This is a genomic window from Streptomyces sp. B5E4 (assembly GCF_039871555.1).
Lineage (GTDB): Bacteria > Actinomycetota > Actinomycetes > Streptomycetales > Streptomycetaceae > Streptomyces.
This window is the reverse complement of the sequence record NZ_JBDPMI010000009.1, coordinates 216,107-240,444: the sequence shown is the minus strand read 5'-3', so window position 1 is coordinate 240,444 and position 24,338 is coordinate 216,107. Positions and strand designations below refer to the sequence as shown.

Below are 24,338 nucleotides of genomic sequence, written 5' to 3'. Positions count from 1 at the left end.
AGGACCACCCATGAAATTCGGCATATCGACGTTCGTCACCGCTGAGGGGATCGCACCCGACGCGCTCGGAGCGGCGCTGGAGGAGCGCGGGTTCGACTCGCTGTTCGTGACCGAGCACAGCCACATCCCGGCCGGACGGGAGACGCCGTTTCCCGGCGGAGGCGAGCTGCCCCAGGTCTACTTCCGCACGTTCGACCCGATCGTGACGCTCACCGCCGCCGCCGTCGCCACCGAACGGCTGCAGCTCGGGACCGGCATCGCGCTGATCCCGCAGCGCGATCCGATCATCTTCGCCAAGGAGATGGCCTCGCTGGACCAGGTCTCCGGCGGCCGCGCCGTCCTCGGTATCGGCGCCGGCTGGAACCGCGAGGAGATGCGCGATCACGGCACCGACCCGCGCACCCGGTTCGCTCTGATGCGCGAACGGGTCCTGGCGATGAAGGAGCTGTGGACCCGCGAGCAGGCCGAGTTCCACGGCAAGTACGTCGACTTCCCGCCGGCGTACTCCTGGCCGAAGCCGCTGCACCCGATCCCCGTGCTGGTCGGCGGCTGGGGGCCGGGGACGTTCGACCGGGTCATCGAGTACGGCGACGGCTGGTTCCCGTTCGCCGCGAGCCCCAAGGCGCTCGCCCCCGCCATCGCCGAGCTGCGGGAGCGCGCCGGACGGCGGGTGCCGGTCGTGGTGCACGCGGCCCCGCCCGAACCGGAGGCCGTCGCGGACCTGACGGAGGCGGGCGTGGACGAGATCACGTTCAACCTGCCGGCCGGGCCGCGTGACGAGACCCTGCGCCGCCTCGACGGGATGGCCGGGTTGCTCGGCTGACAGCCGGGTGCCCCCCGGCCCTGAGGGGCCGGGGGGCACGAACGGCCGGAACCGCATCGCCGCCCCGCATCGCGGGACCGGCCGCAGAGCTGCGGCCGTGCGGGCGCGGGGGCGGGCAGGCGGTGGATCAGGAGGCGGTGTCACCGGGGTCGGGGGCGTGCTTCATCAGCGGGGTCTCGCCGGCCGACCAGCCGCCGTCGACGGTGACGTCCGTGCCGGTCATGTACGACGCCGCGTCGGAGATCAGGAAGGACGCCGCCTCGGCGATCTCCTCCGGCAGCCCGAGCCTGTTCATCGGGGCCAGCGGGAAGTTGCCCTCCCCGGGCTTCGCACCGTTGGCCGCGGTCATCGGGGTGTAGACCAGGCCGGGATGGACGGAGTTCACCCGTATCCGGTAGCGGCCGAGTTCCACCGCCGCCATCTTGGTGAGGCCGCGGGCGCCCCACTTGGACGCTCCGTATCCCGAGGTCAGGGGGTGGCCGGTCAGACCCGTGGCGGAGCCGATGTTGACGATCGAGCCACCGCCGGCGGCGCGCATCGGCGCGACGACCGTCTTCACCCCGAGGAACACCCCGGTCAGGTTGACCTTCAGGACCTGTTCGAACTTCTCCAGGGTCTCGTCCTCGATCAGCGACCAGGAGCTGACCCCGGCGTTGTTGACCAGGCCGTCCAGCCGGCCGTAGCGCGCGACCGTCTCCTCCACCACGGCCTTCCAGTCGTCCTCGCTGGTCACGTCGTGACGGAGGAACACACCTCCGACCTCGGCGGCGGCCTTTTCGCCCCGCTCGGCGTTCTGGCCGGTGAGCACCACCTTGGCCCCGTCCCGGGCCATACGGGCGGCGGTCGCCGCGCCCAGCCCGCCGGCGCCGCCTGTCACGATCACTACCTTGTCCTGCAGGGCAGACACGGTTGTTCCTCCTGGTGCGCTCGGTCTGTTCCGGTTCCGGTGGATTGTCGGGGGAAGAACGCCGGCCGCCCGGCGGCTGCCGCGCAACCGGCCGGGGCCGACGTGATGTCAGGTGGTCTCTTCGGGGCCGTCGAAGCCGCGGTGTCAGAAACCGATGGCTTCGCGGAGCAGCAGGACGGTGCCGCGCCCGGGGAAGTGCGCCGGGTTGATGGCACTGAGGATGAGAACGCGGTTGATCTCACTGCCCATCCCGTACGCCTTCATGGCGCGCTCGTCCTCCAGCTGGAGGCAGTGGGTTTCGAGGCGCTGCATCGCGGTGCCCAGGTCGGGCACCACCTTCTGCGCGCCGACGACCCAGATGGCGTGGTCGGAGCCGCCGGTGTAGCCGGTGAGCTGGCTTCCGCTGGCCGAGCCGATCACGAGGGAGCCGGTTTCGGTGACCGCGTTGACGCTGCCCAGGATGACGTCGTGGTGGCCGAGCAGCCGCCGGATGTCCTTCCTCTGGGCCTTGCGGTCCATGGCCAGGGTGCGGGGCCTGACGGCGTCGTATCGCCCGCTCTTGTTGATGTCCTCGTCGATCCCGGACAGACGCAGCGTCTCGCTGGCCCCCGTGAACACGGTGGCGCCCTCGGGAACCAGTTCTTTGACACGGGCCCGCGCGGCGGCGGCGTCGTCGAGGATCTCAGCGTCGAATCCGTTGCCCTTCAGCGCGCCGGCCACATTCTCCAGGCGCTCCGCGGACGCCGGCTCGGTGAACGACGGTGCCGGAACCGAGGCCGTCATGGGTATCTCCTGTGGGTCGTGTAAGCGGTATGCGGCGAGCAGGCGGTGCCGTCCACACGTGATCGCGTGGGACGGAGCCTCGCGTCGTGGGGCACCCGGGCTTCCTGCCGCCGGACGACGTGTTCGTCGTCCCATCCCCTACGACAAGGCAACTGGCCGAAATGTGAGGCGGTGTGCGCCGGAGCCGTCGCCGGCGGAGTACGGATCCCGTGCGCCGGTGGCGTCGCCCGGCGGCAGGACCTACTGGACCTTGAGGAGCATGACGCTCCACTGGAATCCAGCCCCCTCGGCGATCATGAGAATGACATCGCCGCTGCGGCAGCGGCCCCGGTCCACGAGGTGGGCGAGGGCGCCGAACTGGTCGGCGGCGCCGATGTGGCCGGTCACCTCGGTGTAGTCCCACGTGGTGCGAGAGACGGGGATGTCCAGCGGGTCCACGTAGTTGCGCTTCAGGAAGGGCTCCCCGATCGCCGGGACGACCACGTGGTCGACGTCGGCGAGACCGATGCCCGCCTGGGCGAGGCAGGCATCGATCGTGGCGTCCAGACCCGCCCGGCGGCGGGGAAGCACCACCTCGGTGCCCATCCGGGTCTTGAGGAACGCGCGAGCGCGCGCGGTGACGTCGACGGGCGTCCGGTCCGAGGGCACGTGGCTGTGCAGCCCGCTCAGCGCGGGATCGGTGAGGGTCGCCGAGGCGATCAGCTGTGCGTACCCGGCCTCGCGGCTGAGGACGACGGCGGTGCCGCCGTCGGAGAGTATGTAGCCCTGTTCGACGTTGAAGCGGTCGATGTGGGGCATGCGCCAGAGGTCGGCCGCGACGACGAGGGCGGTGGGGTCGCCCGTGAGCAGCAGGCGGTGCGCGGCGAGGATGAGGGCGTCGAGACCGGCGGTACAGGACGCGTTGGATATCTGGGCGATGAAGGCGCTGGGGACCCCGACGGCCTCGGAGATCGCCGCGGGCACGTTGTAGATGGGCGGGTACGCGAGGGGGAACACGCTGGCGAGCAGCACGTTGCGGATGCCGGTGGCCGGCACGCCGGCCCGGGCGATGGCCGACCGGGCGGCGGCGGCCCCCACGTCGACGACGGTGCGCGAATCCTCGGCGATGGTGACGCAGCGGTATCCGGTGATCTTGGCGTCCGCCTCGGAGATCAGTCCCTCACGGACGGCGTCCGTCAGGGGCAGGGTGGGCAGGGCTTCGGCCGCCGCCGATGCGATGTAGAGCGCGTCCCCCGACGTGAAGTCGAGAGCGCTGGGGGTCGAGGTCGGGAACGGAGTCGTCGCCGAATCCTGGGTCGTCATGAGCGCTCCTGGCTGAATGTCTCTGACAGGTGTGTCGAGCAGGCGAGGCCGGCCGGCGCGATGCAGGGGGACGGGGCGCCGGTTTCATGGATCACGTGGCTTCCTGGCCGCTTTGTGATGCGTCCGTGTACCTGTACGACAAGGCTCGCGGGTGCAATGTGAGGTGTGGTGCCGCGCCGGGGTCCGGCCGCTGCGGCGGCCCTCCGCCGGGGTGCACGCGCGCCAGGAAGCCGGTCTGATGTCCGCGGTCGACTCGTCCCCGGCGTCGGCCGGCGCCGGCGTGGACGACGTGGCCCGCGTGGTGGTGCCGGCGGCCGGGAGGACTTTTCCGCAGCGGCGCCCCGACATGCTGAGGATTCCCGTTTCCCGCACCACGTGCGACTACTTCGCGGCGACGGGCCATAACCGCCCCGGCGACCGGTTCAGCGCCCTCGAACACCTCGTGGCGGAGGGACCGCCGCAACAGCGGAGACGTCGTTCTCCTCATCGGCGGGGGCGTGGGCTTCCCGCCCGGCGTCGCGGTACTCGACGTCCGGTGGCCCTCGCCGGTACGTACGGGAAAGTGAATAGTGGAGCGGCGGACGAGCGCTCCCGCGTTACTTTTTTTATTGCCTCGCCGCACCGCTCCACAGTCTTGAGTATGGGGGCGGTCCTTGGGCAGGACTGTGCCGCGAGTTGGTGGCGGCTTGGCGGTCGCGGGCACCCGGTCCGATCGATCAAACGCCCGCAAAAATGACAAGAGTCTGCCATACCGGGCCACCGGCAACATGTTGCCTCGCGGGACTCCTTGCTGAATTCGGTTCGCGCCCCGAGTGTTGTTCCATGACACTTCTAGATTCGCTCCGTGGTCCTCAGGATCTCAAGGACCTTGGGCCGAATGAGCTCACCGGTCTGGCCGCGGAGATCAGGGACCGATTGATCTCCACGGTGTCGGCGAACAGTGGCCACCTGGGTCCGAACCTCGGAGTGGTGGAACTCACCATCGCCATGCACCGCGTGTTCGACTCCCCGCGCGATCCGCTCATCTTCGACACCGGCCACCAGTCGTACGTGCACAAGCTGCTGACGGGCCGGCAGGAAGAGTTCGCCACCTTGCGGCAGCCGGGCGGCATGTCCGGTTACCCGTGCCAGGCCGAGTCGCCCCACGACCACGTGGAGAACTCGCACGCCTCGACCTCCCTGTCGTACGCCGACGGGCTGGGCAAGGCGTTCAAGCTGCGCGGCGAGGACGACCGGACCGTGGCCGCCGTCATCGGCGACGGGGCGCTGACCGGCGGGATGGCCTGGGAGGCGCTGAACAACATCGCCGCGGCCAAGTCGAACCGTGTCGTGATCATCGTCAACGACAACGGACGTTCGTACTCGCCGACGCACGGCGCCATCGCCACGCACCTCGCGCAGGTGCGGACGTCGCAGAAGTACGAGAACGTGCTCGCTTCCATCAAGTCGACGCTGCCCAAGACCCCCCTGGTTGGCGCCCCCCTTTACGAGACGCTGCACGGGATCAAGAAGGGTCTGAAGGACGTTCTGCAGCCGCAGGTGATGTTCGAGGACCTGGGCCTGAAGTACGTCGGTCCCATCGACGGCCACGACCAGGCCGGTCTTGAGCTGGCGCTCGCCCACGCCAAGGACTTCGGCGGCCCGGTGATCGTGCACGTGCTGACCCGCAAGGGCCACGGCTACGCGCCCGCGGAGAACAACGACGAGGACCACCTGCACCAGGTCGGGGCCAACACCGACCCGCTGACCGGCGCACCGGTGAAGAAGGCCGCGCGGACCTGGTCGCACGTGTTCGCCGACGAGATCCTGAAGATCGGCGGCAAGCGCGAGGACGTGGTGGCGATCACCGCGGCGATGCTGCACCCCACCGGGCTCGCGCCGTTCGCCAAGGCGCACCCGGACCGGGTCTTCGACGTCGGCATCGCCGAGCAGCACGCCGTCACCATGGCGGCCGGGCTGGCGATGGGCGGGCTGCATCCGGTGGTGGCGCTCTACTCGACGTTCCTCAACCGCGCGTTCGACCAGATGCTGATGGACGTGGCCCTGCACAAGCTGCCGGTCACCTTCGTGCTGGACCGCGCCGGTGTCACCGGCCCCGACGGCGCCAGCCACAACGGCATGTGGGACGGCTCGATCAGCCAGATGATCCCGGGTATGCGCGTCGCCGCCCCGCGCGACGCCAAGCGGCTGTCGGAGCTGCTGACCGAGGCGCTGGACGACTCCACAGGACCGACGTTGCTGCGCTGGCCGAAGGCGCCGGCCGGCGAGGAGGTCCCGGGTCTGGGCAAGCTCGGCGGCATGGACATCGTGGCCCGCCCCGAGGAGGGCACCGCCACCGACGTGCTGCTCGTCGGCGCCGGCGTGATGGCCGGGGTGTGCGCGGACGCCGCGGCCCGGCTCGCGGACCAGGGCATCGGCGCGCTGGCCGTCGACCCGCGGTGGGTCAAGCCGGTCGACCCGGCGCTGGCCGCCGCGGCCCGCGACGTACGGCTCGTCGTCACCGTCGAGGACAACGGCATCTCCGGCGGCTTCGGCGACGCCGTCTGCCGCGACCTGCGCGACGCGGGCGTCGCCACCCCGGTGACGAGCTTCGGCCTGCCCCAGGAGTTCCTGGACCACAACAGCCGCGGCGGCATCCTCGAACAGGCCGGGCTCACCGGCCAGCACATCGCCCGTTCCGTCACCGAGGCGGTCTCCGGCCGCCGCAGCGAGGTCGTCGGCTCGCGCTGAACACCGCCGACGACGAGGGCCGGTGTCCCCCTTCCCGGGGCGCACCGGCCCTTCCGTGTCGTACGCAACTTGCGCAACAGCGCCCTGTGCGAGGAGACTCGGCGGCGCCGGCGGTGAGCCGGCCGCCGGCGTCCCCGCCAGCCCCCGTCCGGGCGGCGCGGCCGGCCGTACGCCCCTCGGAGGGCGCCGTGCGGGCGTGACCTGCACCCCCGCATGATCGGCGGGCATTGCAATGGGGTTGCCAAGTCGCCACCAAGCCGATCGCAAGCGAAATGAGCAAAGATATATAGCGCTTGTGCACCGCCGCTATAACGACGGTGCACGGCCGAATTTGCTGTAACCCCGAGTGGGCGCGACAGGAAACTTCGGGGAAGTCTCTACCTACAGAAGGTGGATGCCAGGCATGTCGACTCTTTGCAAGCCAGCGGTGAGCGTGCCGGAATACGTCATCACCATGGAAGAGACCCTGGAATTCGCCAAGAAGGTGCACTCGGGAAAGCCGCAGCTTCCGTTGGCGCTTCGACTCATCCAGAAGACCGGGGTTCGGAAAAGGCACATCGTTCAGCCCATCGAGAAGACCCTCGACCATCCCGGTCTCGAAGAGCGTAACCGGGTCTACGAGGTCGAGTCGAAGAGGATGACCCCGCCGGTCATCGAAGAGGCTCTGGCGAACGCGGACATGACCGCCAAGGACATCGACGCGATCATCTACGTGTCCTGCACCGGCTTCCTCATGCCGTCGCTGACCGCGTGGCTCATCAACAAGATGGGCTTCCGCGCCGACACCCGGCAGATACCCATCGCGCAGCTCGGCTGCGCCGCGGGCGGCGCCGCCATCAACCGCGCCCACGACTTCTGCCGCGCGTACCCGGGCAGCAACGTCCTCATCGTCTCCGCCGAGCTGTGCTCGCTGTGCTACCAGCCGGAGGACGACGGCATCGGCTCGCTGCTCTCCGACGGCCTCTTCGGCGACGCGGTCGCCGCCGCTGTCGTCCGCGGCCGCGGGGGCACGGGCGTGACGCTGGAGCGCAACGCCTCGTACCTCATCCCGGACACCGAGGAGTGGATCTCCTACGCGGTCCGCTCCACCGGCTTCCACTTCCAGCTCGACCGCCGGGTCCCCGGCACGATGGAGCCGCTGGCGCCCGTGCTGCGCCAACTGGCCACGAACCACGGCTGGGACGTCGAGAACCTGGACTTCTACATCATCCACGCCGGCGGGCCCCGGATCCTGGACGACCTGAGCAAGTTCCTCAACACCGACCGGCACATGTTCCGGCACAGCTGGTCGACCCTGACCGACTACGGGAACATCGCCAGCGCCGTCGTGCTGGAGGCGCTGCGCCGCCTCTTCGAGGAGAACACGGTCCTGCCCGGCGCCAGCGGCATGATCGCGGGCTTCGGCCCCGGGATCACCGCCGAGATGTCGGTGGGGAGCTGGGTCGGCGAGGGCCCGCAGCAGCAGGCGGCCGGTACCCCCGTCGCCGCCGCCGTCGGCTGAGCCGGCGCACGCCGCGCGCCCCGTCACACACCACGAAGGGAAGATCGCATGACCAGCCTGGTCGTCCCCCCCGGTCAGGGACGGAAGCTCATCACGAAGGCGCAGGAGGTGACCTTCAAGGTCACCGGCGCGGACAACGGCTTCGCCTCGACCTTCGAGGTCATCGTCCCCCCCGGCTTCGACGTCGGCGCGCACGTGCACGAGGACGCCAAGGAGTTCTTCTACGTCCTCGAAGGCGAGCTGGAGCTGTTCGCCTTCGAGCCCGTCGCGCGCACCGAGGACACCTGGCACAACTGGGAGTCCCCGGAGGGCGGCAAGCCGCTGCGGGCCGGGCCCGGAAGCTGCATGTTCGTGGACAGCGGCACCCCGCACGCCTTCCGCAACCCCACGAGCACCCCGACGCGCATGCTCTTCCAGAGCTCCCCGCCGCCCGACCACGAGCGCTACTTCGAGGAGATCTGCGAGATCTTCTCCAGCGGCAAGACCGTGGACCCCGGCGCGGTGCAGCTCCTGCGGGACCGCTACGACGTCAAACAGATCACGCCGCTTCGCTACGGGTAACCGGTCTCCTACCAGCACCACCCGAGAGGGCACGATGGACAGCATTCCATTGGTTCACGCGAGTTTGGGCATGCAGGAGCTGGCAGCCGTCGAGGAGGTGTTCGACTCCGACTGGACGGCCGGCCAGGGCCCGCGGGGCAAGGCCCTCGAAGCCGAGCTGGCCCGCCGCTACAGCGTCGCCGACGCCGTCGCGCTGAGCAGTTGCGCCGCCGCGCTGCACCTCGCCCTGCTCGCGCTGAAGGTGGAGCCCGGCGCCGAGGTGATCGTCGCCGACTACACCTTCCCGGCGCCGGCCCACGCGGTGCACTACGTCGGCGCCACCCCCAGGTTCGCGGACGTACGGGCCGACACCGGCACCGTCGACCCGCAGGCGGTCGCCGACCTCATCGGCCCGCGCACCGTCGGCATCATCGCCGTGGACACCGTCGGACTGCCCGCCGACTACGCCGAGCTGCGGCAACTCGCCGACCGCCACAAGCTGTTCCTCATCGAGGACGCGGCGTGCGCCATCGGCGCCACGTACCAGGGCCGCCCGGCCGGCTCGCTGGCACCGGTGGCCTGCCTGTCCTTCCACGGGCGCAAGGGGATCACCTGCGGCGAGGGCGGCGCGCTGCTCGCCGAGGACCCGGCGATCGGCGCGGATGTGCGATTGCGCTCGTCGTTCGGCATCGGGAGCATCTTCGACAAGGCCCGGGTCATCGGCCTGCCGATCCCGATCTTCACCGACATCGGTTACAACTACAAACTGTCCGACATCTCCGCCGCGATCCTCCAGGTGCAGCTCGGCCGGATCGAGGAACTGCTCGACCGCCGCAACCAGGTGGCGGCCCGCTACGGCGAACTCCTCAAGGACGAAGAGCTCGTCACCGTCCCGTTCGTGCCCGCGGACCGCACCCACGCCTGGCAGTCGTACCTGCTGACGCTCGACCCCGGCGTCGATCGCGCCGGCGTCGCCGCCGACCTGCGCGCCCAGGGCATCGGCTGCGGCCACGGCACCTGGGCCAGCCACCTGCAGCCCGCGTACGACACCGACCAGACCTGCCCCGTCTCGGCGGACCTCTCCCAGCGCCAGCTCGCCATCCCGATGCACGCCGAGCTGTCCGTCCAGCAGGCCGAGCGGGTCATCGAGGCGCTGCGCCCGGCGCTGCGCAACAACACCAGCTCGTCGCGGCACTACGAGGGGTCCGCCGCGCCCCGCACCACGTCTCCTGTCCAGCAGGCCAACAAGGGAGGAGCGGCATGAGCGACGGCCGTCCCACGTCCGATCGGGTGCTGCGGCTCATCACGGGCTACTGGGCCACCGGCATCGTGGGGACCGCGGCGAAGTACGCGCTGTTCACGCACATCGAGGACGGTGCGCGGACCGTCGATGCCCTCGCCGGCCGCGCCGGGCTGTCCGTCCGCGGCACGCAGGCCCTGCTCGACGGACTGGTCAGCATGGACCTGGTCGAGCGGCGCGGCGGTGACTACCACAACACCGAAGAGGCGGCCACCTACCTGGTGGACCACCTGCCGACCAGCCTGACGAGCTTCGCCCAGTTCAAGATGGGCCACATGGGCTCCCTCACGGACCTGCCCGAGGTGGTACGCGCCGGCGGTCCGCTGTCCACCTCGGTGGTCGAGGTCGTCGACAACCCGCACTGGGAGGCGCTGGTCACGGCGCTGGCCGCGTCGTCGGTGCCGGCGGTCGACATCGCCGCCGACGCCCTCGGGATCGCCGATGCCGGGGAGGTCTCGATCCTCGACATCGGCGGCGGCTCGGGCATCTACTGCGGCACCTGGCTGGAGCTCAACCCCGCCGCGCGTGCCACCCAGCTCGACTGGGCGCCGATCAACGCCATCGCGCGCCGGCTGCTCGCCGAGCGCGGGGTGGGCGACCGCGTCGACTACATCGACGGCGACTTCCACACCACCGGGTTCGGCACGGCCGCGTACGACTACGTGGTGTACTCCAACATCGCCCGCCAGGAAGGGCCGCAGGACAACATGGCCCTCTTCGCGAAGATCAGGGCCGCCCTGAAGCCCGGCGGCACGCTGGTCGTCTCCGACTACGTCGTGGACGACGACCGGAGCGGCCCGAAGTACGCCCTGCAGTTCGCCTCGGAGATGCTGCTGAAGAGCAGACACGGCAGCACCTGGCGACGGGCGGACTACCACGAGTGGCTGATCAAGTCCGAGTTCGAGGAGATCACGTTCCAGCCCACGCCCTCACCCGCCACATTGATCTTCGCCAGGTAGAGGGGCGAGCCGACCGTGGCACGGGGGAGCGGAACAGGTTTCGGCGGAGGGAATGCAGTGAGCCCTGATGGCAAGTGGGCGGTCGCCTCGACGGGTACGCGGTCGGCGGTCGCTTCCGGTACCCCCCGCGAAGCGGCGCCGTGAACGCGGGCGCCGTGGTCGCGGCCAAGGAGCACGAGGACGTGTGGGGTCCCGCAGACCTGTTAGCCGGTCGGGCGACCAGCCCCGCCGGATACATGGGTGACACACCCACGCCGCTGGTCGGCCGCACCCGCGACCTCGACCGGCTCGCCACCGTGCTCTCCGCGCCCGACGCCGGTCTGGTGACCGTCACCGGACCGGCCGGGGTGGGCAAGAGCCGGCTCGTCATGGAGTACTTCCGCCGTTTCGGGCCGGGTCCCGGCGGCACCGTCGAGGTGTTCGACTTCAGCCGGATCACGGACCCCGCCATGGGCGCGCTGATGCTGCGCCGGCTCAAGGAGCAGCTCCACGAGGGCCCCGCCGCCGTCCAGTCGGCCCTGGAGGGACTCGGACCCGGGCCGCACACCGTGCTGTTCGACCACTACGAGGATGTCGCCGATGAACTGGCGCCACTGCTCACGGAGTTCCGCCGGACCTGCCCGCAGGTACGGGTGGTCACGGTCGGCACGGCCCGCCTCGGGCTGTACGGCGAGCGGGTCGTACGGCTGGGGCCGCTCCCGACCGGGCACGGTGTCGAGGCCGACCTTCCGGCGGTCTCGCGCATTCCGGCCGTGGAGCTGTTCGTACAGTACGCGCGGGCGGTACGGCCCGAGTTCAAGCTGACCGCGGAGAACTTCCGCTACGTACTGGCCCTCTGCCGGCTCGTCGGCGGGCTGCCGTTCGCCATCGAGCTGGCCGCCGAGCAGGTCAAGTTCTCCGAACCCGACCTGATCCTGGAGCGCTTCGAGCGCGGCACCGGCGACCTGCGGCGCATCGACCAGCACCCGTACTCGCGGCACTCCAGCATCTCCGGCATGGTCTCCTGGGTGTTCGCCCGGCTGCCCGCCGAGGAGCGGATGCTGCTCAACCAACTGGCGATCTTCGAGGGCCCGTTCACCACCCGCGCCGCGGCCGGTGTGCTCACCGGCTTCGACGCCTCGGGCTACCGGACTCTCGAACGGCTCATCGACGCCAGCGTGCTCATCCCCGAAGACCGGCCCGACGGCGAGCTGAGCCTGAGCATCCCCAGCTCCGTACGGCACGCCGCGGCCCGTTCGCTGGCCCTGCTGCCCGTCCACGAGACCCTGCGCAAGGCGCATGGCGAGTACTTCCTCGCGCTCGCCACGCCCCATCCCACGCCACCGTCCGAGCACGGCGCCCAGGCCGCCGGTCCGCGCTCCGCGCCCGGCCCGGAGACCCGGGCGGACCTGCTCGCGGCGTTCGGCTACTGGCGGGAGGCCCGCGACGGCCGGTTCATGGCCCTCATCGCCGGCGCGCTGCGCGAGCAGTCCACCGGCGCGGCCCAGACCCGGCAGTGCCTGCGGCTGACCGAGGAGGCGTTGCGGGCCGGCGTCGAGGACGCGCGGCTGCACGCCCGTACGCTGGAGGCCGCCGGCGGGCTGGCGATGCGGCTCGGCTCCGGCGCCGCCCGGGGCTATCTCGCCCAGGCCCGCGACGCCTACCGCGCCGTGCACTGCGACGTCGGCCTGGTGCGCTGCCTCGGGCTGCTCGGCGACGAGGCGTACGCCGCCGGGGACCTGGACCGCGCCCGCCGCCGGTTCGAGGAGGGGCTGGCCGTCCTGGCCTCTCCCGCCCGCGCGGGGGTCACCGGTGACGCCGCGATCGGCGTCGGCCGCTATCTGAGCCGGCGGCTCGCCGTGGTGGCGCGCGACGCGGGCAACCTGGCCCGCGCCGACGAGCTGGCCCGTACCGCCCTGGCGGCGGAGCTGGGGCGCGAGGACTTCGGCGGCGCGGTCACCGCCCGCTACGTCCTCGCCTCCGTGCGGCTGCTGGCGCAGGACTCGGCGGAGGCGCGGGCCCTGTTCGCCGACGCCGCCGAGCAGCTCGGCGGGCTGGCGGACGCGGCGGAGCAGCCCGAGTGCCTGGAGATGCTGGCGATCACGCTGTACAAGTGGCGCCGGATCACCGACTGGCGGCTGCTCACGGCGACGCTAGGCCTGGCCAACCTGCTGCGCCGGCGCCTGGGACACCCCCGTCCCCGGCTGCTGACCGACCTGACCACGGCGATCCTTGCCACCGCCAGCCAGGAGCTGACGGCTGAGGACTACATGTGGGCGTGGCGCTCCGGCGCCGAGCTGACCTGGGAGGCCGCGCTGCGGCTGATGCCCGCCGCGGACGCGCGGCCGGCGGCCGGGGACGACGTGCCCACCGACGTGGCCGACATCCTCACCAAGCGGGAGCTGGAGGTCGCGCTGCTGGTGTCCGAGGGACTGACGAACCGGGTCATCGCCCGCCGGCTCGGCATCGCCGAGTGGACGGTCGTGAACCACCTGCGCAAGGTGATGCGCAAGCTCGGCTGCCAGTCCCGGGTCCAGGTGACCCGCCGGCTCGCGACCGGCTGAGGCCGGCGGCGGAAGGCGGGTCCCGCACCCCGCCTTCCGCCCGCCCCCTCTCCGACTCCCGTCCGTTCACAGGGTGTTACGCGATCCGTACACACTCGTGCTGACACCGTGTCGAGCCCGCCCGTACGATCCGTTCCGGGGGACGGGGAGAGCTGCGTCACGTCAGGGGTGGGGAAGACTCGTGCGACGACGGCCCACGGGGGTTGCCGGATCCGCGCTGCTCGCCGCGGTGCTCGCCCTCGCGGGCTGCACGGGCGACGACGGGAAGCCCGCCGGCGACGGGTCCCGCGCCTCCGGTGCGCGGAGCGGCGCAAGCCCGGCGCCGACCTCCGCGCTGGACGCCGACCCGGCGAAGGCGCCGCGGGACCGCGCCGCCGCCCGGACGCTGATCGACGACGTCATCGCCGACCCCGCGCTCTTCGGCCCCGGGGCGGTCGCGGCCACGCCGTACGAGAGCGACCCCGGCCGCTGGTCGGTCCTCGGCGAGGACTGCGTCTGGCGGCAGGAGCCGCTGCCCGGCGACGTACTCGCCACGCTCTCGCGGCACTTCGAGGTCCCGGCCGCGGCGGGGAAGGGCGCGGCCCGCCTGGTCGCCGTGGTCACGGTGCACCGCACCGCCGAGGAGGCCGACTGGGAGAACGCCGGGATGCTGGAGGAGATGCTCCGCTGCCCCGAGCAGCAACTCGGCGCCGGCGAACGGCTCACGGACCTGATCTCCTCCGCCTCCTACTACGGCGACTCGGCGAACCTCTACGCCGACGACGTGCTGCGCGAGAGCGGCGACTACCGCGGCGCGGGCGCGGCGGCGACCCCGTACGCCTGGATGCAGATGCGGCTCGGCCAGGTGACCGTCTCGGTCTCGGTACGGGCCGGGCGCGGATACGACATGACGGAGGCGCAGGACATCGGGCGGGAGGCGGGGGTCCGGATGCTCCAGCGGGTGAAGGGGGCGCTCGGGCGCGACGGATCCGCGGAGGGCGAGCGCGCGGAGGACGACGGCGGGCAGGACCCGAGCGGGCAGAGCAACGGCGCGGAGGGGAACGGCCGGTGACGGAGCAGCTCACACCCTCGGATCCGGTACGGATCGGCGGCTACCGCCTCCTCGCCCGGCTCGGCGCCGGCGGCATGGGGGTCGTCTACCTCGGCCGCGCCCAGAACGGCGAGCTGGCGGCCGTCAAGGTGATCCGCCCGGAGTACGCCGATCAGGAGGACTTCCGCGCCCGGTTCCGCCGCGAGGTCGCCGCCGCCCGGCGGGTGCGCAGCCCGTGGGCCGTGCCGGTCACCGGCGCCGATCCGGACGCCGAAGCCCCCTGGCTGGCCACGGCGTTCGTGCTGGGTCCCGCGCTCGCGGAGGCCGTCGCCCGCTGCGGCCCGCTGCCGGAGCGCGGCACGCGGATCCTCGGCAAGATCCTCGCCCGGGCGCTCGCCGCCGTGCACGCGGCCGGGCTCGTCCACCGGGACGTCAAGCCCGGCAACGTGCTGCTCGCCGTGGACGGCCCGCGGCTCATCGACTTCGGCATCGCCCGCTCCCCGGAGGAGACCGCGCTCACCTCGCCGGACGCCGTCGTCGGCACCCCCGGGTTCCTCGCGCCCGAGCAGGCGCAGGGCCGGGAAGTCGGCCCGGCGGCGGACGTGTTCGCGCTGGGCTGCGTGCTGGCCTACGCGGTCACCGGACGCCCGCCGTTCGGCACCGGCGCCGTGGACGCGCTGCTGTACCGCACGGTGCACGACGAGCCGGACCTGACCGGCGTCCCCGACGGCGTACGGGACGTGCTGGTCCGCTGCCTCGCCAAGGACCCCGCCGCCCGCCCGACGGCCACCGAACTCGACGAGGCCCTGGTCGAAGACGCGCCCGAGGGCACCGCGGAGTGGCTTCCGGACGAGGTCGTACGGCTGATCGCCGACCACTCCGCCGCGATGCTGGCGCTGCCCGACATCGACGCCACGGCGGCCACGGCGCCCGAACCGGGCCGCGCCACCGGCCGCCGCCGCTTCCTCGCCCTCGGCGCCGGCGGCGCCGCGCTGCTCGCGGCGGGCGGGGGCGCGGCGCTCTGGGCCGGCCTGCGGGACGACGGGGGATCCGGCCCCGCCGCGCGCCGGTGGACCCTCGGCGTCCAGGCCGACCTGAGCGGGCCGCAGCGGGCGGCGGGGCGGGCGCAGGAGCGCGGCGTACGGCTGGCCGTCGAGCAGTTCAACGCCCGGGCACGCCGCCCCTTCGAGCTGGCCGTCGCCGTCGCCGACGACCGCGGCGATCCCGCCGAGGCCGAGCGCGCCGCGCGCCGGCTCGCGGCCGACCGTGACGTGCTGGCCGTCGTCGGATCCACGGGCGACAAGACCACCGGGGCGGCCCTCGGCCCGTACGACGAGCGGCGCATCCCGCAGCTCACGGTCTCCTCCGCGCTCGGCGCGTACGGCACCGCCTCCCGCCGCTCCCTCCTGCAGACCGTGCCGACCTACGGCACCACCAGCCTGCCCGCCGCGCTGATGCTCCAGGCCGCGGGCGTGCGCCGGGCCGGCATGGTGATCGACCGGGCAGCGGGGGAGTTCGCCTGGGAGGAAGGCCATCTGGCGTACAAGACCCTCGGGCTGGTGGAGATCGAGGTGCACCCGCGGGTGGTGCCGCGGAGCGCGGCCTCGCCCGCCGGGGTGCTCGCGGACGTGCTGGACCGGGAGCCGGACGCCGTCTACTACGCGGGCTCCCCGCGGCGCGGCGCGGACCTCGCGCGGGCGCTGCTGGCGCGGGACTTCACGGGCGTACGGATCCTCGGCTACCCCGCCGCGGGGCCGGAGTTCACGGCGCGGGCGGGCCCGGCGGCGGAGGGCTGGGAGGTCTTCGCGCCCTACGTCGACCCGAAGGCGAAGCAGGTCGCGGAGTTCGCCGCGGCGTTCCGCAAACGCTACGGGCACGCTCCCGGGCGCTGGGCGGCCGAGGCGTACGACGTGTCGCGGATGGTGCTCGACCGGCTCACCGAGGCGGTCCGGGGCGGCCGGCGGCCCGGGCGGGCGAAGCTCTTCGAGCTGCTGGCCAAGGGCACGTACCGCGGGATGGTCAGGGAGTACGCGTTCCAGGACGGCTATCTGCAGGGCGTCGAGATGTTCCACTACCGCGTCCGGTACGGCCGCTTCGACTACGCCGGCCCCGCCGACGTGGGCGAGTGAGAGGGACCGTGCCGTGCGCGCGCTGACCCCCGACGACCCCGGGGCCATCGGCGGCCACCGGCTGCTGGCGCGGCTCGGCGCCGGCGGCATGGGCGTGGTCTACCTCGCCCGGACGCCGGGGGGTGCGCTGGTCGCGCTGAAGGTGATCCGCGCGGAGCACGCGGCCGACCCGGACTTCCGCGCCCGCTTCCGCCGCGAGGTGACGGCGGCGGGCCGGCTGCGGGGCCGCTGGCTGGTGCCGGTCGTCGCGGCGGACGCGGAGGCCCGGGAGCCGTGGCTGGCCACGGAGTTCGTGCCGGGTCCGACGCTGACGGAGACGGTGGACGGGCACGGGCCGTGGCCGCAGCCGGCGGTCCTGCGGCTCGGCGCGTACCTGGCCCGTACGCTCGCGGACGTCCACCGCGCGGGCCTCGTCCACCGCGACGTCAAGCCCGGCAACGTCCTGTTGACGCTGGACGGCCCCCGGCTCATCGACTTCGGCATCGCGCGTGCGTCGGGGGCCACGGCGCTGACCGCGAGCGACGTGGTGATCGGCTCCCCGGGCTACCTCGCCCCGGAGCAGGCCGGCACCGGCTCGGGCGAAGTGGGCCCGCCGGCGGACGTCTTCGCCCTCGGGTGCGTCCTGGCCTACGCGGCCTCGGCCCTCCGCCCCTTCGGCACGGGCAACCCGGCGGCGGTGATCTTCCGCACGGTCCACGAGGCCCCGGACCTGTCCGGGGTGCCGGAGGGGGCGCTGCGGGGGTGGGTGGAACGGTGCTTGCGGAAGCCCCCGGAGGACCGCCCGACGGCGACGGAACTTGCGGCGGCCCTGGAGTCGGCGGGGCAGGAGCCGGACCGGGCGTCGGGGACGGGGGACGGCGCGCCCGCGGCCGCCGCAGGTGGCGCGGACACCGTGGTGGATCCGGCGAGTTGGCTGCCGCCTGCCGTGGTGCGGATCGTTGCCGAGCGGTCCGCCCGGGCGCTCGACATTCCTGCCCCCCGCCGTGACGACGCTCCCTCCGACTCCCCGCCGTCCGGGCCCCCCGCCCGGCGGCGGTTCCTGGCCGTCGGGGTGGCGGGGGTCGCCGCCGCCGGGGGCGGGCTGCTCGCGTACGGGCTCGGCCGGGGCGGGACTTCGGGTGCGAGCTCCCCTCCCGTGCACACCCTCGGGCTGCACGCCGACCTCAGCGGGCCCGGGAAGGACACGGGCCGCGCCCATGAGCGCGCCGCGCGGCTGGCAGTCGACCGGCACAACGCCCGCGACGACGCCGGCTTCCGCCTCGCGCTGGACGTCGCCGACGACGGCGGCACCCGCGCGGGCGCCGCGCGCGCCGCCCGGCGGTTCGCGGACGACGCCGCCGTACGGGCCGTCCTCGGACCGACCACCGCCACCGGCGCCCGGGCCGCCGCGGGGGTGTACCGCACTGCCCGGCTCGGTGCCGTGCTCGTCAACATCGACGGTGCCGGCGTCCCGCAGCCCGCCGCGGGCACCGCGGACACCCTGTGCGTCACCCGGGCACCCGAGGAGCTGCTGGCCGCCCCGTTCCTCCACTACCTGAGCGACGAACGCCCCGTCCACCGCACCGCCGTCGTCCGCGACGAGGGCCGCGAAGCCTGGGACTTCACCCTTGCCCTGGACGACAACCCGCCCAACGACGGCATCGTCACCGTGCACGACACGGATGACGGCATCACCGCCGCCGTCGCAGCCGCTCTCGCCCAGCGCGCCGAGGCGGTGATCTACGCCGGCGAGTCCCCGGACCGCGCCGCGCAGTGCGCCCGCGCGCTGGCCGTCGCGGACTTCGCCGGCCCGCGCGGCGGCACCTGGCGCACGATGACTCCGGCTTTCCTCAAGGCGGCCGGCATCACGGCCGGAGGCTGGCTGTGCGCCGCCCCGTTCAGCGACCCCGCCGCACCACGGGAGTTCGCCGCCGCCTACCGGGGCACGTACGACGCGGCGCCGCCGCGCTGGGCCCCCGAGGCGTACGACGCGGTGGGCCTGATCGCCGCGGCGATCGCCCGGCTCAAGAGGACGGCGACGGACGAGACCGTCGATCGCGGGGCCCTCGTGCAGGAACTGTTCCGGGGGGAGACGTACCGCGGGGTGGCCAAGGATCTGACCTTCGCGCGGGACCAGACGCATCAACTGGAGCTGGGGGAATCCCTCTTCCTCTACCAGGCCCGCGGCGACACGTTCGCCTTCCTCGGCCCGTACGACGAGGTGCGGCGGGCCTGAGGGCCCGCCGCACCCGCCGCCCCCGGCAACCCCCGTCCCCCGGGGCCCTACACCTTCCGTGCCACCGCCGCGTACTGGGAGACCTCCGCGTCCAGCGCCGTCGCCTCGGCGTCGGTCAGGGGATCCCCGTCCGGCTTCCAGCGGTGCGGTGCGACCAGACCCGGCGTGACCGGCTCCAGTCCGGCGAAGAACGGTTCTATCGCGTCCTTCGCGCGCGTGGTCAGCGGGATGCCCTGCCGGTGGTAGATCTCCTGTACGTACCCGATGTGTTCGGGGTCGAAGTCGGGGGTGCCGTGCGACAGGGCCAGGAAGCTGCCCGGGGCCAGCGGCTTGAGCAGCGTCTGCATGATCTCGTGGGGGCCGTCGCGGTCCGGGATGAAGTGGAAGAGCGCGTTGCAGGAGAGTGCGACCGGCCGGTCGAGGTCCAGCGTGCCCCGTAACTCGGCCGCTTCCAGGATCGTGTGCGGCGCGGTGACGTCCGCGTGCAGATAGGCGGTGCGGCCCTGCGGTGTGCTGGTCATCAGGGCCTCGGCGTAGCGCAGCACCAGCGGGTCGTTGTCGGTGTAGACGACCCGGGCGGCCGGGTTGGCGTCCTGCGCGACCTGGTGGAGGTTCGGTTCCGTGGGTATGCCCGTGCCGATGTCGAGGAACTGGTCGATGCCCGCCTCGGCGGTCAGCCAGCGGGTGGCGCGGCGCATGAACGCGCGGTTGACGCGGGCGGCGGTACGGGCCTGGGGCCAGACGGAGAGCACCTGCCGGGCGGCGGTGTGGTCCACCTCGTAGTTGTCGTGCCCACCCAGGATGTAGTCGTAGATACGGGCGGGGTGCGCCCGGGTCCGGTCGATACGGGTGGGGTCGGCGGTCGCGTCGGTCACCTGGTCGGTCCGTTTCGGTCATGCCGGCGCTCGGCGGTGGGGGGCGGCGTACGGAACGCGCGGGGGCGGCGGCCGGGGTGCCCGCTCAGGAGAGCAGGAAGTCCGCGTCCCCGTTCTTGATGCCGTCGATGAACGCGCGCATCTCGTCGGCGGTGTAGATCAGCGCGGGGCCGTCGTCGGCGGTGCTCTGCCGCAGCGCCACGCGGCCGTCCGCGAGCCGTTTCGCCTCGACGCAGGCGTCGCCGTTGGGACCGCTCCAGGGCTTGCCCCAGCCGTCCGTGCCCAGCTCGCGGGCGGGCATGCCGTTGTACACCTGCCCCCCGCCCGGTGCGCCGGTGTGGCCGCCGTCGTTCGTGCCGTCGGTGTGCGCCATCGTCAGATTTCCTTCCGGATGTTGGCGATGATGTTCTCGGTCTGATGTGCCGGCGGTGCCTGGGTGGATATCCGGTTGAGGGCCTCCAGGCACTGGGAGACCAGCGCGGTGTCCTCCACGTAGGCGGGGCCGGTCAGGCTCTCGCTGTAGCCGAAGTCGCCCAGCTCGGCAGCGGGGAAGCGCAGCAGGTGCAGCGGGCCGTACATGGCCGGGTGCGGGCCGGTGTCGAACGGGAGCACCTGGAGGGTGACGTTCGGCTTCCGGGCGGTCTCCACCAGCCGGTCGAGCTGCTCGCGCATCGTCTGCGGCCCGCCCACGGCACGGCGCAGGGCCCCCTCGTCGACGACGGCCCACAGCCGCAGCGGCTTCGGCTCGCGTATGAGCAGTCCCTGGCGCGCCATGCGCAGGGTGACGCGGCGCTCGCGTTCGTCGGCGGCCAGCGGCAGGTTGCCCGCGGAGAGCAGGGCGCGTGCGTAGTCCTCCGTCTGCAGCAGCCCGGGCACGCAGTGGGGCTCGTACGCGCGGATGAGGGTCGCGGCCGACTCCAGGCTCACGTACAGGCCGAACTGCTCCGGCAGGACGTCGCGGAACCGTTGCCACCACCCGGGCTTGTTGGCCTCCTCGACGAGTTCGAGGAAGGACTCGATGTCTTCCTGCGGCAGCCCGTAGGTACGCAGCAGCTTCTCCACGGAGGCGTACTTGAGGCCGACTTCGGCCTTCTCCATGCGCCGGACGCTGGTCGCGTTGACGCGCAGCGCCTTGGCGGCCTGCTCGGGGGTGAACCCGGCGCTCTCGCGCAGGTTCTGCAGGCGGCGGCCCAGCACGAGCCGGCCGGCCGTGGGGGCGGACTGGCCGGATATGGCAGCCGTGCCCGCCTCGCCGCCCGCTCGCGCCATGCCGTCTGCACCTCCCGGGGCCAACTCGGGGCGTTGTCGGTGGCTTTGCCGGTGCGCAGTGTGCCACGTGCTGGGATCGCTCGCAGCGTTATGCATTCCCGGATGTGCAGTCTGCAAAACGGCGCTTGCGATCTGTGATCGGCCCCCGCATAGTTGGCTGGTGACGCCGTTCACACGGCCGACGCCCACCCACGTGCGAAGCTCCGGGGCGGTCGGACGCCGTGTCCCCCTCGACGGACGTACGGAAGGCACCCGGCCCATGGCCTCCTCATCCCACACCGCGCTCGGCACGACGGCGGACTTCGACGTCGCGGCGCACGGCGAGAGCTTCGAGCTCGTGGCGCGGGCCGCCGCGGCGGCCGAGGCGCGCGCGCACGTCAGGCGGCTGCTCCACGGCTGGCGGTTATGCGACGACGTGTGCGGCGCGGCGCAGTTGGTGATCTCCGAGCTGGTGACCAACGCCGTGCTGCACGCGAGCGGCGGCAGGATCGTCTGCCGGCTGGCGCTGCGGCCGCCGGGGGTGCGGCTGGAGGTGCGGGACCAGGGCGGGTCGTACGGGGTCCCGATCCGCACGGTCGCGGGGCCCGAGGACGAGTGCGGGCGCGGGCTGGGGATGGTGGCGGCGGTGAGCGAGGCGTGGGGGACGGAGCCCTCGGGGGCGGGGTTCGCGGTGTGGGCGACGATCAGGGTGCCGCGGCCGGGGTGAGGCGAGGGGGCGCGCGCGGCGTACGGCTGCGCCCGGGGTGTGCGCCTGCAAAGGGTTGAGCCCCGCCGCTACCGGTCGGCCGGCAGCAGCGGGTTGCCGTTCGCCGCGACGAAGTCGCCGGCCGCGGCGGCGAAGGCGCGGATCCGGTTGGTCTCCCCGGCGGTGCGCCACATCAGCCGCCACTCGTACGGCAGCCCGTCGGGCATCGGCACGTAGACGACGTCGGGGCGCGCGTCGTACAGGCTCGCGTGCGTCGGGACGGGGAAGACGCCGCGGCCGGCGCCGACGAGCGCGAACATCTCCTGGATCGTCGCGAAGTCGTCACCGCGCTCGATGGGCCGGCCCGCGGGGGTGACGGCCGGCACGGAGAGCGCGTCCATCTCGTCGGGGATCGCGCGCGGGCGCAGCACCTTGTCGCGGGCCAGGTCCTCCAGCGAGACGGACGCGCGGCGCGCGAACGGATGCCGGGCGGAGACGGCCAGCACCGGGGGCTCGCTGAACAGCACCGGGCCCGCGGTCAGCTCCGCGTCGAAGACCGGCGACGCGAGCAGCAGCACGTCCACGACGTCCCCGGCGAGCAGCCCGGCCACGTCCGCGTACCGCGCCTCGGTGATCTCCACCCGGCAGTCCGGGTGCCGGATGCGGAACTCCTCGGCGACCTGCAGCACGAACTGCGCCACGGCGGTCCCGAGGAACCCCACCCGCAGCACCCCCTCCACACCGCGGCCCGCGGCCACGGCGCGCGCGAAGCCGTCGAGGAGCTGCCGGTACGCGGGCTGCACGTCGTCGTAGAGGCGGCGGCCGATGGGCGTCAGCGCCACCCGGCGGCTGGACCGGTCGAACAGCGGTGCCCCGACGGCGCGCTCCAGCTTCTTCACCGACTTGCTCACCATCGCGACCGACACGTGCAGCCGCTCGGCGGTGCGGCCGAAATGCAGCTCCTCGGCCAGCGCGAGGAACGTCTCGATCTCGCGCCGCTCCATGGCGCCCCCTTTCGGCCACGGTCACGATCCCCCTGGTCAGAGGCGTGATCCAGGGATCGTCAACCCCCGGTTAACGATACGTGCCCGGTTGCTCATTGGTGTCGACTCCGTGGTGGCGGAGGGTCGTGGTGTGGCGGAAAACGCATCGCCGAGACCACGTACCGCATCCGGGGAGGACTTCCCATGCACCGCAACGACCTGACCCTCGTCCTGGGCGGCACCGGCAAGACCGGCGGCCGGCTCGTCCACCTGCTGACCGGCCGCGACCTGCCGGTCCGTATCGGCTCACGCTCCGGCGGCGTCCCGTTCGACTGGGAGGACCGCGCGACCTGGGGGCCCGCACTCGACGGCGTGCGCTCGGTCTACCTCTCCTACTACCCGGACCTCGCCGTCCCCGGCGCGCCGGAGACCGTCGGCGCGTTCGCCGAACTGGCGGTGGCCAGGGGCGCGCAGCGCCTGGTGCTGCTCTCCGGGCGCGGCGAAGAGGAGGCCGCGGCCACGGAGAAGGCGGTGGCGGCGACGGGCGCGGACCTGACCGTGCTGCGGGCGGCGTGGTTCGCGCAGAACTTCAGCGAGAGCTACCTGCTCGACCCCGTCCTGGCCGGAGAGGTGGCGCTGCCCGCGGGGGACGTCCGCGAGCCGTTCCTGGACGCCGACGACATCGCCGCCGCGGCGGCGGCCGTCCTCACCGAGGACGGGCACGTCGGCCGCACGTACGAGCTGACCGGCCCCCGGCTGCTCACCTTCGCCGAGGCCGTCGCCGAGATCGCCGCGGCGACCGGGCGGGACCTGGGCTACGTCACGGTCCCGGTGGCCGACTTCACGGCGGGACTGGCCGCGGAGGGCGCCCCGCAGGAGGTCACCGACCTGCTGACGTACCTCTTCACGAGCGTCCTCGACGGCCGCAACGCCCACCTCGACGACGGCGTGCGGCAGATCCTCGGCCGCCCGGCCCGCGACTTCACCGACTACGCCCGCGCCACGGCCGCCACGGGTGTCTGGAACCCGGAGAACGCCTCATGAAACACCTGCAGACAGCCACCCTGCTCGCCACCCTCCTCACCACGGGACTCATGGCCGGCCTCTTCGCGGCCTTCGCGTACGCGGTCATGCCGGGCCTGGGACGGTCCTCGGACCGCACCCTCGTCGAGGCGATGCAGGGCATCAACAAGGCGATCATCAACCCGGTGTTCATGATCCCGTTCATGGGCTCGCTCCCGCTGCTCGGCCTCGCCGTCGTGCTGGCATGGCGCGGCCAGGGCCGCGAGGCGCTGCCGTGGCTGATCGCGGCGCTGGTGGTGTACGTGGTCGCGTTCGGCGTCACCGTCGCCGGGAACGTCCCGCTGAACGACCGGCTCGAACAGGCCGGCGACCCGGACCGGGTGAAGGATCTGGCCGCGGTCCGGGCGGACTTCGAGGGCACGTGGGTGGCGTGGAACGTCGTCCGGGCGGTGCTGCACACGGTCGCGTTCGGGCTGATGGCCTGGGCGCTGATCGTGTACGGGGCGCACCGGTCGGCCGACGACGCGCAGGCGCCGCGGGGCGCCGCGCCGGGGTGGCAGGCGCCGGCCGGGGCGGTCCCGGGGTGGCAGTCCGCGCCTGCGCCGCAGGGCGTGCCGCAGGGTACGCCGCAGGCACGGCCGGGCCCGGGGTGGCAGTACCGGGCGGAACCGGCCGCCCGGCCCCCGCAGGCCGCACCGGCGATATCCCCGCCGACCGCGCATCGCTGATGCGGGTTGCCCG

Annotated in this window: 20 protein-coding genes; 13 read left to right on the top strand and 7 right to left on the bottom strand. The window is 72.9% G+C overall.

Features of this window, described 5'->3' with window-relative positions:
- Positions 1–10 precede the first annotated feature (10 nt).
- The gene (locus ABGA99_RS15335) at positions 11–823 is read left to right on the top strand and encodes an LLM class F420-dependent oxidoreductase (RefSeq protein ID WP_347578425.1); all 813 of its coding nucleotides are present in this window, start codon (positions 11–13) and stop codon (positions 821–823) included.
- A 127-nt stretch (positions 824–950) separates the two neighbouring features.
- On the opposite strand, the gene ABGA99_RS15330 is transcribed toward ABGA99_RS15335, so the two are convergent.
- From ABGA99_RS15330 to ABGA99_RS15320, 3 genes are all read right to left on the bottom strand, one after another.
- Positions 951–1,730 carry a glucose 1-dehydrogenase gene (locus ABGA99_RS15330; protein WP_347578424.1) on the bottom strand — a complete coding sequence of 260 codons (780 nt, stop codon included), beginning with the start codon at positions 1,728–1,730 and terminating at the stop codon, positions 951–953.
- A 144-nt stretch (positions 1,731–1,874) separates the two neighbouring features.
- Complete coding sequence (locus tag ABGA99_RS15325; RefSeq protein WP_347578423.1) at positions 1,875–2,513, bottom strand: LUD domain-containing protein; 639 nt, start codon at positions 2,511–2,513, stop codon at positions 1,875–1,877.
- A gap of 240 nt (positions 2,514–2,753) precedes the next feature.
- Complete coding sequence (locus ABGA99_RS15320) at positions 2,754–3,815, bottom strand: 3-oxoacyl-[acyl-carrier-protein] synthase III C-terminal domain-containing protein (RefSeq protein ID WP_347578422.1); 1,062 nt, start codon at positions 3,813–3,815, stop codon at positions 2,754–2,756.
- An 822-nt stretch (positions 3,816–4,637) separates the two neighbouring features.
- Between ABGA99_RS15320 and dxs the strand changes: the two genes are divergently transcribed.
- The 9 genes from dxs to ABGA99_RS15275 all read left to right on the top strand — a co-directional run bounded on the left by dxs (position 4,638) and on the right by ABGA99_RS15275 (position 18,762).
- The gene (dxs, locus tag ABGA99_RS15315; RefSeq protein WP_347578421.1) at positions 4,638–6,545 is read left to right on the top strand and encodes a 1-deoxy-D-xylulose-5-phosphate synthase; all 1,908 of its coding nucleotides are present in this window, start codon (positions 4,638–4,640) and stop codon (positions 6,543–6,545) included.
- A gap of 403 nt (positions 6,546–6,948) precedes the next feature.
- A complete protein-coding gene (locus ABGA99_RS15310; RefSeq protein WP_347578420.1) occupies positions 6,949–8,046 on the top strand; it encodes a type III polyketide synthase in 1,098 nt (365 codons plus the stop codon).
- 48 nt (positions 8,047–8,094) lie between these two features.
- Positions 8,095–8,607, top strand: coding sequence for a cupin domain-containing protein (locus ABGA99_RS15305; protein WP_347578419.1), 513 nt, complete (start codon positions 8,095–8,097; stop codon positions 8,605–8,607).
- Between the two features lie 34 nt (positions 8,608–8,641).
- Entirely contained in the window at positions 8,642–9,850 is a 1,209-nt protein-coding gene (locus ABGA99_RS15300) for a DegT/DnrJ/EryC1/StrS aminotransferase family protein (RefSeq protein WP_347578418.1), read from the top strand.
- Positions 9,847–10,845 (top strand): class I SAM-dependent methyltransferase, encoded by a 999-nt coding sequence (locus ABGA99_RS15295; protein ID WP_347578417.1) that lies wholly within the window; start codon positions 9,847–9,849, stop codon positions 10,843–10,845. Before ABGA99_RS15300 ends, ABGA99_RS15295 begins: the two co-directional genes overlap by 4 nt.
- 236 nt (positions 10,846–11,081) lie before the next feature.
- The gene (locus ABGA99_RS15290; RefSeq protein WP_347578416.1) at positions 11,082–13,388 is read left to right on the top strand and encodes a LuxR C-terminal-related transcriptional regulator; all 2,307 of its coding nucleotides are present in this window, start codon (positions 11,082–11,084) and stop codon (positions 13,386–13,388) included.
- Positions 13,389–13,569: 181 nt separating this feature from the next.
- A complete protein-coding gene (locus ABGA99_RS15285) occupies positions 13,570–14,439 on the top strand; it encodes a hypothetical protein (RefSeq protein ID WP_347582819.1) in 870 nt (289 codons plus the stop codon).
- Positions 14,436–16,547, top strand: a complete 2,112-nt coding sequence (locus tag ABGA99_RS15280; RefSeq protein WP_347582818.1) for a bifunctional serine/threonine-protein kinase/ABC transporter substrate-binding protein — start codon at positions 14,436–14,438, stop codon at positions 16,545–16,547. The genes ABGA99_RS15285 and ABGA99_RS15280 overlap by 4 nt, the downstream gene beginning before the upstream one ends.
- 13 nt (positions 16,548–16,560) lie before the next feature.
- Positions 16,561–18,762: a bifunctional serine/threonine-protein kinase/ABC transporter substrate-binding protein gene (locus tag ABGA99_RS15275; RefSeq protein ID WP_347582817.1), complete on the top strand. Its 2,202-nt coding sequence runs from the start codon at positions 16,561–16,563 to the stop codon at positions 18,760–18,762.
- A 47-nt stretch (positions 18,763–18,809) separates the two neighbouring features.
- Here the strand turns inward: ABGA99_RS15275 and ABGA99_RS15270 are convergent, their stop codons facing one another.
- From ABGA99_RS15270 to ABGA99_RS15260, 3 genes are all read right to left on the bottom strand, one after another.
- Positions 18,810–19,637 (bottom strand): SAM-dependent methyltransferase, encoded by an 828-nt coding sequence (locus ABGA99_RS15270; RefSeq protein WP_347582816.1) that lies wholly within the window; start codon positions 19,635–19,637, stop codon positions 18,810–18,812.
- A gap of 85 nt (positions 19,638–19,722) precedes the next feature.
- A complete protein-coding gene (locus tag ABGA99_RS15265) occupies positions 19,723–20,010 on the bottom strand; it encodes a DUF397 domain-containing protein (protein ID WP_347578411.1) in 288 nt (95 codons plus the stop codon).
- Positions 20,011–20,012: 2 nt separating this feature from the next.
- Positions 20,013–20,906 carry a helix-turn-helix transcriptional regulator gene (locus tag ABGA99_RS15260; protein ID WP_347578410.1) on the bottom strand — a complete coding sequence of 298 codons (894 nt, stop codon included), beginning with the start codon at positions 20,904–20,906 and terminating at the stop codon, positions 20,013–20,015.
- A 259-nt stretch (positions 20,907–21,165) separates the two neighbouring features.
- Here ABGA99_RS15260 and ABGA99_RS15255 point away from each other — a divergent pair, with 259 nt between their 5' ends.
- Positions 21,166–21,612 carry an ATP-binding protein gene (locus ABGA99_RS15255; RefSeq protein WP_347578409.1) on the top strand — a complete coding sequence of 149 codons (447 nt, stop codon included), beginning with the start codon at positions 21,166–21,168 and terminating at the stop codon, positions 21,610–21,612.
- Between the two features lie 68 nt (positions 21,613–21,680).
- Here ABGA99_RS15255 and ABGA99_RS15250 read toward each other — a convergent pair whose 3' ends face one another.
- Positions 21,681–22,595 (bottom strand): LysR family transcriptional regulator, encoded by a 915-nt coding sequence (locus ABGA99_RS15250; RefSeq protein WP_347578408.1) that lies wholly within the window; start codon positions 22,593–22,595, stop codon positions 21,681–21,683.
- Positions 22,596–22,778: 183 nt separating this feature from the next.
- On the opposite strand from ABGA99_RS15250, the gene ABGA99_RS15245 reads away from it, so the two are divergent.
- Together ABGA99_RS15245 and ABGA99_RS15240 are read left to right on the top strand one after the other, a co-directional pair.
- Complete coding sequence (locus ABGA99_RS15245) at positions 22,779–23,618, top strand: NmrA family transcriptional regulator (RefSeq protein WP_347582815.1); 840 nt, start codon at positions 22,779–22,781, stop codon at positions 23,616–23,618.
- The gene (locus ABGA99_RS15240; protein WP_347578406.1) at positions 23,615–24,325 is read left to right on the top strand and encodes an anthrone oxygenase family protein; all 711 of its coding nucleotides are present in this window, start codon (positions 23,615–23,617) and stop codon (positions 24,323–24,325) included. The genes ABGA99_RS15245 and ABGA99_RS15240 overlap by 4 nt, the downstream gene beginning before the upstream one ends.
- The last annotated feature ends 13 nt before the right edge of the window (positions 24,326–24,338 follow it).